Genomic DNA, 16,085 nt, shown 5'->3' on the forward strand with positions numbered 1-16,085 from the left:
CCTTACATGAGGGACACGGAGTATGAAGAGACAGAAACGAGACCGCCTCGAACGCGCCCATTCACGTGGTTATCAGGCAGGTATTACTGGACGCTCAAAAGAGATGTGTCCGTATCAGTTGATTGACGCTAAGTCTCACTGGTTGGGAGGTTGGCGACAAGCCATGGAGGACAGGTCGGTAGCTGCATAACCGGATGTCACTGAAAAGGGAATATAACCTCCGCCATGTGCGGAGGTTTTTGTTTCGGGGGGAAACGCTTAGAAAGCGGCGGTATCTTTAAACAGGCCGACTTTAAGATCGCTGGCGGTATAGATCAGATTACCGTCAACCAGCACTTCACCATCTGCCACGCCCATAACCAGTTTGCGGTTAATAACGCGTTTGAAGTGAATGCGGTAAGTCACTTTCTTCGCATCTGGCAGGACCTGACCGGTGAATTTCACTTCACCCACGCCCAGCGCACGACCTTTACCTTCGCCGCCCAGCCAGCCCAGATAGAAACCAACCAGCTGCCACATGGCATCAAGGCCCAGACAACCCGGCATCACCGGATCGCCAATAAAGTGACAGCCGAAGAACCAGAGATCAGGATTGATATCCAGCTCCGCTTCAACAAAGCCTTTGTCATATTTGCCGCCGTCTTCGGTCATTTTGACCACGCGGTCCATCATCAGCATGTTGCCGGATGGAAGCGGCGGACCATTTTCGCCAAACAGTTCACCACGACCTGACAGAATCAGATCTTCTTTGGTATAGGATTCGCGTTTATCTACCATGTTTTCAATAAGCCTTGTTTTAGTGAATCACGAATATTAGCGAACAGTTGTACGCTGAGCAAATCGGATTAACGGTGGTTGAACCAGTTAAGCCAGCGCAGCGCCCAGGGACGTTGCGGACCGTCCGGCTGGTTGAACAGGCTAATGCGTTCCTGGATGGTATTCAGCAGGCAGTCGCCCAGGCCATCCTCGGTACTCCAGATTTTACCGGTCAGCAGCGGTAGCGCTTCATCGGCACGGTCAATTGCCCAGATATGGAAATGACCCTGTTCAACCGCACTGACAACCGCCTGACTGAGGCTGAGATGACGGACATTGCTGGCGGGAATAATCACACCCTGCTGACCTGTCAGTTCTCGCTGATGGCAGATATCAAAGAAGCCTTCGATTTTCTCGTTCAGTCCGCCCACCGGTTGTACGTTGCCAAACTGATCAACCGAGCCGGTTACCGCAATTTGCTGATTGATGGGCTGATTAGCCAGCGCGCTGATTAAGGCACAGAGTTCAGCCAGTGAAGCACTGTCACCATCCACCTCGGAGTAAGATTGCTCAAAGACCATTGAGGCCGAGAAGGGCAGTTGCTGATCGAGTTCCAGTTCGGCAATCAGGTAAGCCTGCATAATCATCATGCCTTTGGCATGAATATTACCGCCCAGCTCCGCTTTACGCTCGATATCCATGAATTCGCCATCGCCGGGATGTACCACGCAGGTAATACGCGAGGGATCGCCCCAGGCACGGGGATGGCCAGGATATTCAACGACCGACAGGCCATTAATCTGACCAACCACTTCGCCTTCGGTTTCAATCAGAATCTGTCGCAGCAGGATCTCGTCACGCATCCGCTCATTGAGATAATTCTCGCGCCACAAACGCGCTTCCAGCGCATCACGCAGCGCTTCAGCGTTCAGTTCATCGCCCATCAGGGCCGATTCGCGCATCTGGCGTTGTAGCCAGCGGGGGCAGAGTGGCAGCGTCTCCTGATCGCCGCTGTAGCGGACGCCTTCTTTAATCAGTTCTGGCCAGAAGTCCGCTTCCGGCAGGGGCAGACCCGCCTGTTGCGCCAGTTCGATGTTCCAGCGACACCAGGCAAGCATGTCATCTTCATCCAGAATCTGAATATTCTCTTCAAATTCAGTATAGATGGCCATTTCGTGAGCTTCGGGATCCAGCTCCTGAAATTCTGCCAGCGCTTCCCGATCGCCACACAGGACCAGTTTCAGATTGAGCGGCAAGGGAGGAATCGAGACTGGCAGCGGCTGGCGTTCATCCTGAGATGTCCACTCAACATAGCCCTGCTCAACACACTTCTTCAGGCGCAACCAGAGAATCGGCTGCGTCATCAGGCTACGCAGGGAAAGCAGCAGCGTGCCGCCATTAGCACGATGGATCAGGCCCGGTTCCAGCTGGATGCGATCTTTATACTGGCGCACGCAGCCAAACAATTGCTCCATCTCAGTCCATTCAGCAAAGTGAATACCACCCTGACTGGTGAATGGGCGTTGAGGATCGGAGGGGGGCTGGAGCGTGACGTTGTCGGCCATGATATGGTAATCACCGCCGAATAGAGTGGTACTGTCGGCCATAACCCGCTCTGCGGCCTGGGCAATGAATGTCAGATAATCGCGATTCTCCTGGCTACGAACCAGCAGTAACGGGAACCCCTGCGTCTGATGGTGTAAGTGCGCCAGTGCATTCAGCAACCGGGGCTGTACCGTTGCCAGAGCATCAGTTTCTTCATCAGCAATTCGGGAGAAAACGGATTGGTATTGCGCGCTATCTGGCTGTAAGGTCTGCCACGTAAGTTGAGTGCTGGTCAAAATAATCGCATTTGTCTGTTTTAAGAAAAGCGAGATTATACAGGATTCACCCTTGTTAAGCACTGCAGACTTCCTGTTGAAGATGTGATGGTGACAGCATGTTTTTCGTTGCTGCATCCGGGAAAAAAGCTGTTATTCTTAGTTCGTTACGTGATCACGATGAGATTCCGATGAAATACCAGCAACTCGAAAATCTTGAATGTGGATGGAAGTGGAAATACCTGGTGAAAAAACATCGGGAAGGTGAACTGATCACGCGTCACCTTGAGTTAAGCGCGGCGCAGGCAGCAGTGGATAAGCTGCTGGCAATGGAAAATAATCCGGTTACAGTGAATGAATGGATCGCAGAACATATTCACGCTGATCTGGAGAACCGACTGAAGCAGACCATCCGTGCCCGACGAAAACGCCATTTCAACGCTGAACATCAGCATACGCGAAAAAAATCGATAGACCTGGAGTATCTGGTCTGGCAGCGACTGGCAGGTCTGGCACAGCGGCGCGGCTGCACGCTCTCTGAAACGATTGTTCAGCTGATAGAAGATGCAGAACGTAAAGAGAAATATGCCACTCAGATGTCGAGCCTGAAGCAGGATTTGCAGGCGATTCTGGGTAACTCCGGTTCAGAGAGCGAATAATCGGGCAGGGCAATCAAAGCCTTCATCTCTCAGTCCGGTTTTATTACCGGCATAAAAAAACCCCGCCTTAGCGGGGTTTTTTATTACGTGTAAACTTAAGCCTGTGGCTGAGTTACAACGTCTTTGATACCTTTAACGTCGATTTCTACACGACGGTCCGGCGCCAGGCAGTCGATCAGGGCATTACGGCCTTTCACGCTGTCACAGGTGTTGCCGGTAACTGGGTTAGATTCACCCATGCCACGTGCAGAGATCTTGTTAGAAGGAATACCTTTAGATACCAGATAATCTACGACTGACTGAGCACGTTTCTCAGACAGTTTCTGGTTGTACTGCTCTGAACCGATGCGATCGGTGAAGCCCAGTACGACAACGGAACCATCTTTAGGATCCATTGAGCTCAGCTGGCTGTACAGCTGATCCAGAGCCTGCTGGCCTTCTGGCTTCAGGGTAGATTTGTTGAAGGTGAACAGAACGTCAGACTTCAGAGTGAAACGCTTGGTTTCAACAACTGGAGCTGGTGCTGGAGCCGGAGCTGGCGCCGGAGCAGCGACGTCATCCTGACCGAAGCGGTATGAAACGCCTACGCTCAGCATGCCGTTGTCTGGACGAGTACCAACGGTCTGTGCATCACCGATGTTGTTAACCCACTGGTAATCCAGACGGGTAGCCCAGTTTTTGGTCAGCGCATATTCAACACCAACAGCAGCCAGCGGAGATACGCCGGTGTCGTGGTCGCTGATGCGGCCAGTAGTTGGGTTAGTCTGCGTTGAGTCTGCACGCCATACCATGCCGCCCAGACGAGTATACACGTCCAGATCGTCATAGATTGGGTAGCTCAGTTTAGCAGCCAGCTGAACGCCCTGTGCTTTGAATGCGCCGTTAGTCACGTTGCCTTTGTTAGGCATGCGACCCAGCCAGTCATAGCCCAGCTCGAAGCCCAGGTATGGATTTGCCTGGTAACCAACGAATGCACCTGCACCCAGCTGGCTTTCATGAGTTGGACCGTCATTGTTTTCGTAACCGTTACCGTAGTAACCAGTGTCGTGATACTGAGACCAGCCCAGTTTAGCACCGGTGTACCAGGTGTCATCTTTCGGAGCGGCCTGCGCTACGGTAGCGAAGCCAGCCAGTGCCACTGCAATTGCGATAGCTGTCTTTTTCATTTTGCGCCTCGTTATCATCCAAATAGGCAATGAGCAAAAAGGTTGCTCTTGGTTTAAATCCTTCGCCGGGTCAAAACGCTCGCTTATGACTCTACCGCAAAAAACGGAGGTTATTGAGCACCCTGGCGAGCTAAAGTCTACAACGAGATTGGAAACTTACAAGTATGATGTGAGGCGCTTATGTAAAAAAACAGCGATTTATACACAATTTCTAACAATTAGGCTGGTCTTATTGCCGCGGCAAAAAGCCCTAAAAACTTGCTAAACCATTGTCAACGCTCGAACTAACAGAATCAGTGGTTTAGCTGCGACAGATAAGAAAAATAGCTTGGGAAACTTCTGATTTTTACTTAATGAAACAAATCCGACTGAATTTTTATCGCAGTTTGCGGTCTGAGAGGCGCTTCTGATGTCCCGCTTGCACGCAAAATCAATCCCAGCGCTTCACCCTCTGCCGCCGCATTTTCAAGTTGACGTCGTTCATCTTCGTCAAGATCGTAAGGAATCCATGCCAGAACGACACTGTAATTTCCTGTACGCAATGCTTTGACCATCGCTTCAACCGCATTCAGACGTTCAGAATCGGCGATATGCATACTTTTATCCAGTGGTAATCCTGATTCCTGCAGCCAGGTGCGATTCAGTTTATATGCCGGTGTTAACCACAACTGCCAGCGTGATTGCTGACTCAGCTGCTGCAATAAAGGCAACAGCAACATCTGCATCATACCGGGCTGTTCGCTGTAGCGTAACTCAGTAATTCCACCGCCCTGAGAGGCCGGAACGGAAGAGGACGCATAATGATGAGCATAGCGTGAATTATTAGGATGTTGTGTTCGCATAAGTTAATCACCAGCAGTGGACTGTATGAATATACAGTACTGTCATCCTGGATAAAGATCAACCCAAATTTCTGAAAACGCCTCGCAAAATCGCGACAAGATTAGTTGAAACGCTATTTATTCATTGAACCCGTTGACGCTTTTTTTTATCTTCTAATTACCTGATACCCAAGGTAATTTACGATATATTTCTTACATGGAGGTGGTGCAATGAAAAAGGTGAATCCGATTGTAGAGCGCTCCAGAGCGCGCCTGGCCCCATTAGGAACAATAGAGTCGCGCACCCAGTTCGGAGGCTATGCCCTGGCTGTAGAAAGTGTGGTTTTTGCCTTAATTAATAAAGACGAACTCTATCTGCGTGCCAGTGAACCTTTGCGGGAATACCTTACAGATCGTCCGCTGCAACCCCTGATTTTTCGCAAGCGGGGCAAGCTGGTGAGTCTCAATTACTTTCGGGTCGATGAGGCGTTGTGGCGCGACCCTGACCATCTGCTGGCGCTCTCTGCTGCCTCTTTAGAAACGGCGCAGCTGGAGTTGCAGGACCGACAATCCTCACCGCGGTTAAAAGATCTACCAAATCTCAGCGTACGTATGGAGATGATGCTGTACGAGGCGGGCGTCATGAGCGTCAATCATCTCTACCAGATGGGGGCTAAACAGTGCTGGCTGAAGCTTAAAGCGATCAACCAGCACGTTGGGTTCCAGACATTACTTGCGCTGCAGGGGGCGATCACGGGCCACCATGCCGCTGCGCTGCCGCAGGCGACACGGGCGGAGCTGAATGCGTGGTTCCAGCGCACGCTTTTATCAAACCCAAATCTCAGAAACGGCGAAGGCTAATCAGTGATTAGCGTGCGGCGCAGGCGAGCCACATCGGGCATTAATGCCACCAGCAGACCGAGTTGCTGGAGCACCAGCGGCGCACGCGTATCCGCATCTGCGGCCAGCTGGCTGATTCGCTGAGCCAGTTGATGGCGCATCGTTTCTACGTGCTCATCGCTGACAACTTCCGTCTGCAGCACATCCTCCACATAGCAAACCGTATCATCCAGCAATGTCAGCAGTTCGGGTGCGGTAATTTTATCGCGGTGAGCGCCCAGCGCAGAAATGTAACTCAGAAATGAATGGTTGGAGCAAAGCAGCTGAAAAGCCGAATCGCGCAGCTTCTGGCTGGTGCGACTTTCACTGCTCATGTTTGAGACCACCGACGCCAGTTCAGCATCCGCGTTATGCGCATCACGCCGTGCAATGCGATAGGCGAGACGGTTATCTTTGCCCTGATGATATTGCTCCATGATCGCGTCCAGATAGCGGCAATTCGCTTTCAGCGTTCGTTCTGCCACGGCAGGTAACTGACGAAAGCGCCAGTCTGGCCAGATAAACGCGACAGCCAGCCAGGCCAGGCCACAGCCCAGTAAGGTATCCACTACCCGCGGCAGGGCAACCTCAAACCCTTCGCCCAGCAGGTTAAAGCAGAGCAGCACCAGCAGAGTGATAAACAGCGTGGCCTGTGCATACTGCACCTGCCTGAAAGCGAAGAACAGTACGCCGGTAATCACTATCAGGATTAACTGACCTTCAATCGAAGGCACCAGCCATAAAACGGGCAGACCAATCACAATCCCCGCCAGCGTTCCGCCGATGCGCAAGGCCAGTCGTCGCTGCGTTGCATTGTAGTTGGGCTGGCAGACAAACAGGCTGGTCAGCAAAATCCAGTATCCCCGCTCCAGCCCGGTTACCTGAATAAAACCATATCCAATACAGAGCACCACAGACATGCGAACCGCATGCCGGAACAGCGCCGATGCGGGCGAGAGGTGGCGGCTGAAGCGCAGCCGGATATCACTCCAGCCACTCAATCCTTCGCGTGACAGCAGATTGTCACTGTGCTGAGGATCTTCACCGGCCAGCGTCTGTTCTGATTCGATCGAAGCAAGCTGTGCGTCGATGGCGCGCAGGTTGCGCAGCAGCCAGAAAAGAGCACGGGTATGCGTAGCGTCAGGATCATGCTGCTCCAGACGTTCTATCGCTTTCTGTAATCGTTCAAATGCACGCTCAAAACGGCTGTCATGCACCCACCTTTGACGCATCAGAATGCAATGTGCCAGCTGGCGACAGGCCTGAGCCTGCATATTCAGCAGGCGCTGAAAGCGAAACAGAATTTCGTTGTAGCGCCAGTCGCCCCGCAGCAGATGATATTGCAGATGGGAAGAGCTGGCCCGTTCATGAATATCCTGCGCCACAAAGTAGTAGTGCAGACTACGGCGGGTGCCGCGCGACCCGCGATCGCCGCGCAGGCGACTCTGCAGTGTGGTCTTGGTCAGATTAAGTTGCGCCACTAACTGGCTGTTGACCATCGCCGCATCGATAAACGCGGCATCATCCTGATCGCCCGCGTCGGGATCAAAAAGATTCGCTTTGGCATCAAGGTAACGCGCCAGTTGTGAAAAACTCCCGGCCAGTTGCTCCTGCACCGGCCGGACCGGAAACATCAGATGGCCCAGTAATGTCAGCAGGTTGTACCACAGCGCGCCGACCAGCAGCAGCATCGGCTGCATATACCACTGGCTGAACAGTCCGATGCCGAGCATGGTATAGACCGCAATCAGCAGAGCACCAAAGGCGATAGTCGCGTAGCGCTGGCCAAGGGCGCCCAGCAGAATAAAGCCCCAGGTCGAGATTGCCAGCCCGATAATAAAGGCGAATGGATAGGGAAACAGTAACTCGACTGAAACCGAGGCGATGCAGAAGCAGAGCAGGGTAATCAGCAGATTCTTCAGGCGACCGGCCAGGCGATCATCGAGATCGGCCAGCGCAGCAGCGACCACTCCCAGGGTCAGAGGGATCGTCCACTCAATCTGATGCAGCCACCAGGGAATGGCGGCGCAGCCACTCAGTGCAAACAGGATCCGCAGCAGATAGCGCCACGTACTGTTAAACAGATATTTGCGCCAGCCTGGCACGGCATCCGACATCATATTAATAGCGGCGGGCATTGGCTTCGCGCGCGGCGCGCGCCTCTTCCACTGATACCACCCTGCGGCCAACCGGCCAGAGCGCGATAGCGGCGATCTTAAAGTTCGCAATCCCTACCGGAATACCGATGATACTGATGCACTGCACAATCCCCACGGAGATGTGCGAAAGGCAGAGCCACCAGCCAAAGAAAATCAGCCAGAAGATATTCAGAAAGGTGCCGCCGGTATTCAGAATATGACTCTTACTTTCCGGACGCAGCACATCAACATGCACCGCCTCGTTGCCAAATGGCAGCAACGAGAGTTTGGTGATTTCCCAGCAGGAGCGGGTCAGCGGCAGGGTAAAAATCAGCACGATGCTGATTAACGTGGCAAACAGCCAGCTCAGGGTGGTGAAAAAACCGCCCAGAACAAAATTAAGAATATTTAAAACGGTGCGCATGATCTTCTTTTCCTTTTGCATTCCGCAAGATGTGACGCCAAGTTTAGCCTGTTTTAAGGCTGGAGCGCTAAGGGTCTGACAGGTAAACTCCCCCTAATCCTATTCTCTGACGTTGGTGTCGGCGTGGAACTGAAAGCAACCTCGATGGGCAAACGGCTTGCCCAGCATCCTTATAATCGTGTCCGTTTGATGGCGGCAGGCGTCGAAGTCAGCGGCGATAAGCATGAGTATCTGATCCCCTTTAACCAGTTACTGGATATCGCCTGCAAGCGCGGGCTGGTGTGGGGCGAGCTGGAGTTTTTGCTGGCCGATGAAAAAGTGGTCCGCCTGCATGGCACGGAATGGCAGGAAACGCAGCGCTTTCACCACTATCTGCTGCAGGCCTGGCAGAGCTGGAGTCTGGAGATGAGCGCAGTGTGCCGCGAGGTGCTGCAGGCGCTACGCGACGAAATCGAGGCGTTTGGCGCACAGGATCGCTGGCTGAACCGCCACGAGTTGCAGGCGCTGAAAAACAACATCCTCAAACAGTTCGATGCATTGCCGATGCCGCTCTCCCGCTTAAAAGATTTTGCTGACTGCCGGGACAACTGGCAATTCTGTCAGCGCTGGCTGGAGCAGGGCGAAACGGCGTTGCGGCAGCGAAACCGCGACTGGACGGCCGCCATGCTCACCCGCTATCAGGATTTCTTTGCCAGCGTCGAGAGCACGCCACTCAATCAGTCGCAATGTGAGGCGGTGGTTAATGGCGAGAATTCTCTGCTGGTGCTGGCAGGCGCGGGCAGCGGTAAAACCTCGGTGCTGGTGGCTCGTGCAGGCTGGTTAATGCAGCGCAAGCTGGCCAGCGCCGATCAAATCCTGTTACTGGCATTTGGCCGCCAGGCGGCTGAAGAGATGAACGCACGTATCCAGTCGCGGCTCTCCGCCGCTGACATCCAGGCGCGGACTTTCCATTCTCTGGCGCTGCATATTATTCGTGAAGGCAGTAATAAGCAGCCGGTTATCAGCAAACTTGAGAGTGATGCCGATGCGCGTCGCACGCTGCTGATCCAGCAGTGGCGGCAGCAGTGCCATGAGAAGAAGGCGCAGGCAAACGGCTGGCGTCAGTGGCTGCGTGATGAACTGGAGTGGGAGTTGCCCGATGGGCCATTCTGGGAGGACGACAGGCTGGCAAACCGGCTGGCGTCACGACTGGAGCGCTGGCTCGGTCTGATGCGTATGCATGGCGGTGCGCAGGCAGCGATGATCGCCGACGTGCCCGAAGAGATCCGCGATCTCTTCAGTAAGCGCATCAAACTGATGGCACCGTTGCTGAAAGCGTGGAAGAGCGCATTAAAAGAGGAGGGCGCGGTCGATTTTTCGGGTCTGATTCACCAGGCGATTGCCATTCTGGAAAAAGGACGGTTTATCAGTCCGTGGAAACACATTCTGGTGGATGAATTCCAGGATATCTCGCCTCAGCGTGCCGCGTTGCTGAGCGCATTACGCCAGCAGAATAAGCGTACTGCACTGTTTGCTGTTGGCGATGACTGGCAGGCTATCTACCGATTTAGTGGGGCGGAGATGACGCTGACGACGGCATTCCATCACTATTTTGGTGAAGGAGACCGCTGCGTACTGGACACAACCTACCGTTTCAACGACCGCATCGGCGACATTGCCAACCGGTTTATACAACAGAACCCGCAGCAGCTGGCAAAACCGCTGAACAGCGTCACCAAAGGCAATAAAAAGTCGATTTCGCTGCTGGCGCAGGATCAGCTGGAAGCCTTGCTGAACAAACTCAGCGGTTACGCGAAGCCTGATGAGCGAATTCTGCTGCTGGCGCGTTATCACTATCTGCGGCCGGATTTACTGGATAAAGCCAGAACCCGCTGGCCAAAGCTCAATCTGGAATTTATGACGATTCATGCCAGCAAAGGTCAGCAGGCAGATTACGTCATTTTGCTGGGATTACAGCAGGGTAAAGAGGGCTTCCCGGCAGAGGCGCGCGAATCGATCATTGAACAGGGCTTATTACCGCAGCCAGAAGCGTTCCCTGATGCAGAAGAGCGCCGTCTGGCCTATGTGGCACTGACGCGCGCGCGTCAGCAGGTTTTTCTGATGTTCGATAAGGCAGCGCCGTCACCGTTTGTCGATCACTTCCGCGAGCTGGGTGTGCCGGTGCTGCGTAAAGCCTGAGTTACTTCAGACGATCGGCCAGATAGCGCTGATAGTCGGGGATCATAATCTCTACACTTTGCGCAAACAGTGGCGACTGAATGATAAAGTCAGCCGTGGAGCGGTTAGTGGCTACCGGGATATTCCATACGGTAGCCAGACGCAGCAGCGCTTTGACATCCGGATCGTGCGGCACTGCGTTGAGTGGATCCCAGAAAAAAATCAGTGCATCGATCTTTCCTTCCGAAATCAGCGCACCCACCTGCTGATCGCCGCCCATCGGGCCGCTCAGCATGGCTGTCACATTCAGACCCGTATCGCGATTGATCAGATTCCCGGTAGTGCCGGTAGCATAGAGGATGTGCGATTCCAGCGCGGGTTGGTTTTTTTTTACCCAGTCAAGCAGGGCGGCTTTGCAGTGGTCGTGGGCGACCAGCGCGATATGTTTTGTGGTGCCGAGGGTACGAACAGTCTGTTCCATAAAGGCGTCCTGGTAAGGCTCATGCGCAAGAAGAGAGAGCACGAGTGTACCTCTGGCCTTTCGACTCTATCAACTTGTACGTAGCATTTTGACCAGCGTCAGAAGCTGCTGACGCGTGGCTTCATCGAAGCGGTGAAACCAGCGGTGCAGCGAGGGCAGTTCGGCCTGAGTAGTCCAGTCCAGATCGGCGGTAAGCCGGACGGAAGAGGGCGTTGCAGAAGGGGTATTTGCAAACCGCGGCACAGAGGCAATCTGGCGGGTGCGATTATAATTCAGCATCGCTTTTTCCATATCTGCGGATGTGGTGACCGGCAGGTGGTCGCGCACGCTGGTAATCTCCGTGCCTTTTTCATCCACCAGCTGAAAGTTCAGGCTGCGGTCAAAATGATAACGCTCGCGTTTTGTCTCCAGCGCAGGCAACCGAATGGTAATGGTTTTGGCAACCGCGGTGAACGTGACGATCATCGGCACCGACTGATAAGCGATGACGTTCTCATTCTGACCTTTGCGCTGCTGCTCTACCCGAAACAGAAACTGATGCTGACCGCGGTCCAGCTCCAGGCTGTCTGCGCCTTTGAGGAGGGAGCCTGAAATTTTTCGACCATCCAGCACCAGCAAATCGATCTGAGGATCGAGCTTTAATGTGATGGCAGAACAGGACGCCGAAACGAGGAGGGTAATTAACCCCGTTACAGCCAGCGACAGCTTCATTTCAACTCCGGTAACTGAAGACACAAAGGATGGTGTGTAGCAAATTCTTACATTATGGCAGTTAATTTACATTTAAACATATTTATTCGTGCGCGGGTTCAATTAATTTTGCTGAGGACTTACCCGCTAAAGGGCACGCCAATCTACACTCAACACTGGCCTGAAAGGAGATAAACATGAACGATCAGACAATTCGTGAGGTGCTGACGCGCACCCAACGTATCGCCTTAGTCGGAGCAAGCGATCGCCCCGAACGTCCCAGTTACGGTGTGATGAAATATCTGCTCGACCAGGGATATGAGGTGATCCCGGTCAGCCCGAAACTGGCAGGGAAAACGCTGCTGGGGCAGCAGGGGTATGCCAGCCTGGCGGATGTACCGGGCAAGATTGATATGGTGGATGTCTTTCGCAATTCTGAAGCCGCGTGGGGCGTGGCCCAGGAGGCTATTGCCGTTGGGGCAAAAACATTATGGCTGCAGCTGGGCGTGATTAATGAGCAGGCGGCGGTACTGGCACAGGATGCGGGCATGACGGTGATTATGGATCGCTGCCCGAAGATTGAAATTCCGCGTCTGGGAATAACGCGTCAGAAATGATGAGTGTGGCGGCAGAGCGTGCCGCCACAGATTAATGTCGCAGATGAGGTGCCTGTAATTGCTGACGCACCGATGCTGCCAGCTCATCCATTGAAGGCTGCTCTGGGTGTTCAATGCTGGTTTCGCCGGAAAGCTGAATCTCAGCAACGTAGGTATGTACCTGATCGCCTTCCTCATCTTCCATCACCACATGATACCAGGGCGCGGTGCGCATTTTCTCTTCCGCGCCAACATCTTCAATTTTAGGCTCATCTAACGAGTATTCAGGATCGACATCGACGATAACGCCCAGTACGCCGGACAAACGATGACGAACCTGCTGACCAATACCAAATTTACTGGCAATCATTGTGACCTCCGAAAAAAAAGCTCTCTTACCAATATGGGGGCAGGAGCCGTTTTTTCAAGTCACATGACGCGGCAGGCGAAACCTTTCAGGTAGAGACCTTCCGGATAGCTGGCGATCACCGGATGATCTGCGGCCTGGCGGAACTGCTCAATAAACTGCACTTCACGGCCCGCATCCAGCGCGGCATCGGCGATGATCTTCTGGAACAGATCGGTGGCCATCAGACCGGAGCAGGAGAAGGTCATTAATATGCCGCCCGGATTCAGTAACTGAATGGCGAGCATATTAATGTCTTTATAGCCGCGACATGCGCCCATCAACTGGCTTTTGTTTTCGACGAACTTTGGCGGATCCATAATAATCAGATCAAATTTCTCGCCACTGTCCCGGTAACGGCGCAGCAGTTTGAAAACATCATCACGCTCAAATTGCGCGCGGGAGAGATCCAGCTCATTGAGTTCAACGTTCTGACGGGCAACGTCCAGCGCCTCCTGGGAGGTATCCACGCTGATCACTTCTTTACAGCCACCCATCAGCGCAGAAACCGCGAATCCGCCGGTGTAAGAGAAGCAGTTAAGGACACGGGCATCCTGCGCGTAACGACGCGTGGCGAGACGGCTATCACGCTGATCAAGGTAATAGCCGGTTTTGTGACCGCCCTGGATATCCACCAGCAGCTTCATGCCATGTTCGGTAATCGGCAGCAGCGGCGGTGGCAGTTCACCGGTAACGGTGCCCTGCGTCAGCGCCAGCCCCTCTTTCTTACGAACGGCGACGTCAGAACGGTCATAGATGGCGCAGCCAGGGAAACAGTGCTGCAGGGCGGTGATGATCGCTGCACGCTGATATTCTGCGCCTGCTGAGAGCAGCTGCATCACTAAAAAGTTGCCAAAGCGGTCAATGGTGACGCCCGGTAAACCATCAGATTCACCGGCGATCAGGCGATAGCTGTCCAGACCATCGCGGGCCGCCAGCCATTCGCGCCACTGCTGTGCCTGTTCAAAACGGCGGACAAAGAAGGCGATATCGATGGATTCATCGGCCTGCCAGCTCCAGACGCGGGCGCGGATCTGCGACTCGGGTGAATAAGCGGCGCGAGCCAGCCATTTACCGTTGCTGTCACAAACGTCAATGGTTTCACCCAGTTGCGCTTTACCTTCCAGACGCGCAACGGCACCTGAAAAGACCCATGGATGGCGACGGAGCAGGGACTTTTCACGTCCCTTTGCGAGAATCAATCTGACTGTCATAGTTTGCTATGCTTACCTGAAAAAATGAGGCGCCATTGTCCGGTGGATAGCGGGAAATTGCAACGAACAGCAGCAGGAGAGAATAATGTCAGCAGCCTGTTTTAAAGCATGGGTTCATGGCCGCGTCCAGGGCGTCGGGTTTCGTTACAGTACTCAGGCAGAAGCCAGGACGCTGGGCGTGCTGGGCTATGCGCGAAATCTGGATGACGGCAGTGTCGAGGTGCTGGCCTGGGGTGAGGCGGAGCAGGTCGATGCGCTGATCGCCTGGCTTAAAGCGGGCGGGCCACGCAGCGCGCGCGTTGAAAAGGTGCTGGTGGAGCCGCACCAGCCCGCAGAGCCACCCCGCGATTTTACGACCGGTTAATTACAGACATTTCGCCGGCTTAGGCAGACCGGCGATTTTTGTCGCCTGTTTAGCCGGCCCTTCAGGGAACAGGCGGAACAGATAGCGGCTATTGCCTTTCTCTTCGCCATATTTCTGCGCCATCGCCTTCACCAGCATTCGCACGGCGGGTGAGGTGTTATATTCCAGATAAAAGGCGCGCACAAAATGGACCACTTCCCAGTGTGCTTCAGTCAGGGTCAGGCCTTCCTGATCGGCGATGTGGACAGCCAGTGCTTCACTCCAGTCGCCGGGATGCTTCAGATAGCCTTCGGCATCGACGGCGATTTCGTTACCGTTAAAATTCACGTGACATCCTCTTAGTAAATGACGGCGCAGTTTATCAAACCTGGCGGGCAGTAAAAGCAAAAACCCCGCCGAAGCGGGGTTTTACAGGCTACTGTCACTGCGGATTAGTTACTGCGGGCAAACCCCAGCAGGCTCAGCAGGCTGACAAAGATGTTATAGAGCGAAACATAGAGGCTGACCGTCGCCCGGATGTAGTTGGTTTCGCCACCGTGAATGATGTTGCTGGTTTCCCACAAAATCGCACCGGCTGAAAACAGAATGAACAGGGCGCTGATGGCCAGATGCAATGCAGGCAGCTGCAGGAAGATGTTGGCTACTACAGCAACCAGCAACACGACGAAACCTGCCATCATCATGCCGCCGAGGAAGGACATATCACGACGGGTGGTCAGCACGTAGGCCGAACAGCAGAAGAACACCAGCGCCGTGCCGCCCAGCGCCAGCGCTATCACGTCACCCATGCCTGCGGTTAAGAATGAGCTCAGGATAGGCCCCAGGCAATAACCCAGGAAGCCGGTAAAGGCAAAAGCGGCCAGGATGCCCATCGGGCTGTTAGCCAGACGGTAGGTTAAAAACATTAAGCCATAGAAGCCAACCAGCATCAGGATTAAACCCGGCGCAGGCAGGGCCAGCAGGGTGCTGGCGGTAGCCGTAACGGCCGAGAAGGCCAGGGTCAGTCCGAGAAGAAAATAGGTATTGCGCAGAACTCTGTGCGTAGACAGCAGTGAGGACTGCGATGAGGTGACAATTCTTTCCATGTTGCGCTCCTTTAAGCAGAACACCAAATATGTGCCGAGAATACGCAGGCCATTAAAGAGGGAAAAGGCGTTTTACCCTTCTTTACGCGCTAAACTGCTAATTGTTTGAGCAGAGTGGCGATTTTGACACCGAAAAATCACAATCTGGCTGTTTTTCAGGCGAATAGACAGATAGGTGCTTTACATCCCTAAACGGGGTGTTTATAGTGCGCGTCATTGCGGAGGGGTGGCCGAGCGGCTTAAGGCAGCGGTCTTGAAAACCGCCGATGGGAAACCATCCGAGAGTTCGAATCTCTCCTCCTCCGCCACTTTATCTGCCCTGGGCAATAAAGCGGCAAAAATAGATGTTTTGCCAATGCAGTACAGTTTCAAAACGGAGGGGTGGCCGAGCGGCTTAAGGCAGCGGTCTTGAAAACCGCCGATGGGAAA

Annotated in this window: 18 protein-coding genes and 2 tRNA genes (1 of these 20 only partly in view); 8 read left to right on the top strand and 12 right to left on the bottom strand. The window is 53.7% G+C overall.

Annotation, left to right across the window (positions count from 1 at the left end):
• Window positions 1–22 precede the first annotated feature (22 nt).
• Window positions 23–190 carry a ribosome modulation factor gene (gene rmf / locus ACK13D_RS10225; RefSeq protein WP_008925875.1) on the top strand — a complete coding sequence of 56 codons (168 nt, stop codon included), beginning with the start codon at window positions 23–25 and terminating at the stop codon, window positions 188–190.
• Window positions 191–258: 68 nt separating this feature from the next.
• Here rmf and fabA read toward each other — a convergent pair whose 3' ends face one another.
• Window positions 259–777 carry a bifunctional 3-hydroxydecanoyl-ACP dehydratase/trans-2-decenoyl-ACP isomerase gene (gene fabA, locus ACK13D_RS10230; protein ID WP_009091047.1) on the bottom strand — a complete coding sequence of 173 codons (519 nt, stop codon included), beginning with the start codon at window positions 775–777 and terminating at the stop codon, window positions 259–261.
• A 68-nt stretch (window positions 778–845) separates the two neighbouring features.
• Window positions 846–2,714, bottom strand: a complete 1,869-nt coding sequence (locus tag ACK13D_RS10235; RefSeq protein ID WP_346439272.1) for a Lon protease family protein — start codon at window positions 2,712–2,714, stop codon at window positions 846–848.
• Between the two features lie 53 nt (window positions 2,715–2,767).
• On the opposite strand from ACK13D_RS10235, the gene matP reads away from it, so the two are divergent.
• Window positions 2,768–3,235 carry a macrodomain Ter protein MatP gene (gene matP, locus ACK13D_RS10240; protein WP_187513967.1) on the top strand — a complete coding sequence of 156 codons (468 nt, stop codon included), beginning with the start codon at window positions 2,768–2,770 and terminating at the stop codon, window positions 3,233–3,235.
• Window positions 3,236–3,330: 95 nt separating this feature from the next.
• Here matP and ompA read toward each other — a convergent pair whose 3' ends face one another.
• Together ompA and sulA are read right to left on the bottom strand one after the other, a co-directional pair.
• Window positions 3,331–4,401: a porin OmpA gene (gene ompA / locus ACK13D_RS10245; protein ID WP_010255028.1), complete on the bottom strand. Its 1,071-nt coding sequence runs from the start codon at window positions 4,399–4,401 to the stop codon at window positions 3,331–3,333.
• A gap of 350 nt (window positions 4,402–4,751) precedes the next feature.
• Complete coding sequence (sulA, locus tag ACK13D_RS10250) at window positions 4,752–5,243, bottom strand: SOS-induced cell division inhibitor SulA (RefSeq protein ID WP_010255031.1); 492 nt, start codon at window positions 5,241–5,243, stop codon at window positions 4,752–4,754.
• 210 nt (window positions 5,244–5,453) lie between these two features.
• Here sulA and ACK13D_RS10255 point away from each other — a divergent pair, with 210 nt between their 5' ends.
• A complete protein-coding gene (locus tag ACK13D_RS10255) occupies window positions 5,454–6,083 on the top strand; it encodes a TfoX/Sxy family DNA transformation protein (protein WP_346439270.1) in 630 nt (209 codons plus the stop codon).
• Here the strand turns inward: ACK13D_RS10255 and yccS are convergent.
• The gene (yccS, locus tag ACK13D_RS10260) at window positions 6,080–8,239 is read right to left on the bottom strand and encodes a YccS family putative transporter (RefSeq protein WP_346450285.1); all 2,160 of its coding nucleotides are present in this window, start codon (window positions 8,237–8,239) and stop codon (window positions 6,080–6,082) included. The genes ACK13D_RS10255 and yccS overlap by 4 nt on opposite strands.
• Window positions 8,223–8,663 (bottom strand): YccF domain-containing protein, encoded by a 441-nt coding sequence (locus tag ACK13D_RS10265; RefSeq protein ID WP_010669786.1) that lies wholly within the window; start codon window positions 8,661–8,663, stop codon window positions 8,223–8,225. The genes yccS and ACK13D_RS10265 overlap by 17 nt, the downstream gene beginning before the upstream one ends.
• A gap of 123 nt (window positions 8,664–8,786) precedes the next feature.
• Here ACK13D_RS10265 and helD point away from each other — a divergent pair, with 123 nt between their 5' ends.
• Window positions 8,787–10,841, top strand: coding sequence for a DNA helicase IV (gene helD, locus ACK13D_RS10270; RefSeq protein WP_418796290.1), 2,055 nt, complete (start codon window positions 8,787–8,789; stop codon window positions 10,839–10,841).
• A gap of 1 nt (window position 10,842) precedes the next feature.
• On the opposite strand, the gene mgsA is transcribed toward helD, so the two are convergent.
• Both mgsA and ACK13D_RS10280 read right to left on the bottom strand, forming a co-directional pair.
• Window positions 10,843–11,301 (bottom strand): methylglyoxal synthase, encoded by a 459-nt coding sequence (mgsA, locus tag ACK13D_RS10275; protein WP_163639637.1) that lies wholly within the window; start codon window positions 11,299–11,301, stop codon window positions 10,843–10,845.
• A gap of 69 nt (window positions 11,302–11,370) precedes the next feature.
• A complete protein-coding gene (locus ACK13D_RS10280; RefSeq protein WP_010669788.1) occupies window positions 11,371–12,012 on the bottom strand; it encodes a YccT family protein in 642 nt (213 codons plus the stop codon).
• 176 nt (window positions 12,013–12,188) lie between these two features.
• On the opposite strand from ACK13D_RS10280, the gene ACK13D_RS10285 reads away from it, so the two are divergent.
• Window positions 12,189–12,608, top strand: a complete 420-nt coding sequence (locus ACK13D_RS10285) for a CoA-binding protein (protein ID WP_010669789.1) — start codon at window positions 12,189–12,191, stop codon at window positions 12,606–12,608.
• A gap of 31 nt (window positions 12,609–12,639) precedes the next feature.
• On the opposite strand, the gene hspQ is transcribed toward ACK13D_RS10285, so the two are convergent.
• Together hspQ and rlmI are read right to left on the bottom strand one after the other, a co-directional pair.
• Window positions 12,640–12,957, bottom strand: a complete 318-nt coding sequence (hspQ, locus tag ACK13D_RS10290) for a heat shock protein HspQ (protein ID WP_010246651.1) — start codon at window positions 12,955–12,957, stop codon at window positions 12,640–12,642.
• Between the two features lie 59 nt (window positions 12,958–13,016).
• The gene (gene rlmI, locus ACK13D_RS10295) at window positions 13,017–14,207 is read right to left on the bottom strand and encodes a 23S rRNA (cytosine(1962)-C(5))-methyltransferase RlmI (protein ID WP_179257018.1); all 1,191 of its coding nucleotides are present in this window, start codon (window positions 14,205–14,207) and stop codon (window positions 13,017–13,019) included.
• A gap of 85 nt (window positions 14,208–14,292) precedes the next feature.
• On the opposite strand from rlmI, the gene yccX reads away from it, so the two are divergent.
• Window positions 14,293–14,571, top strand: coding sequence for an acylphosphatase (gene yccX / locus ACK13D_RS10300; RefSeq protein WP_010246647.1), 279 nt, complete (start codon window positions 14,293–14,295; stop codon window positions 14,569–14,571).
• Here yccX and ACK13D_RS10305 read toward each other — a convergent pair whose 3' ends face one another.
• On the bottom strand, window positions 14,572–14,898 hold the full coding sequence (locus ACK13D_RS10305) for a TusE/DsrC/DsvC family sulfur relay protein (protein ID WP_010246645.1): 327 nt from the start codon (window positions 14,896–14,898) through the stop codon (window positions 14,572–14,574).
• Window positions 14,899–15,002: 104 nt separating this feature from the next.
• Window positions 15,003–15,656, bottom strand: a complete 654-nt coding sequence (yccA, locus tag ACK13D_RS10310; RefSeq protein WP_003850014.1) for an FtsH protease modulator YccA — start codon at window positions 15,654–15,656, stop codon at window positions 15,003–15,005.
• Between the two features lie 220 nt (window positions 15,657–15,876).
• Between yccA and ACK13D_RS10315 the strand changes: the two genes are divergently transcribed.
• Window positions 15,877–15,964, top strand: a tRNA-Ser gene (locus ACK13D_RS10315).
• A gap of 67 nt (window positions 15,965–16,031) precedes the next feature.
• A tRNA-Ser gene (locus ACK13D_RS10320) sits at window positions 16,032–16,085 on the top strand (it continues 134 nt past the right edge of the window).

Origin of the sequence: Pantoea sp. K16 (assembly GCF_048452805.1) — a bacterium.
GTDB lineage: Bacteria > Pseudomonadota > Gammaproteobacteria > Enterobacterales > Enterobacteriaceae > Pantoea > Pantoea agglomerans.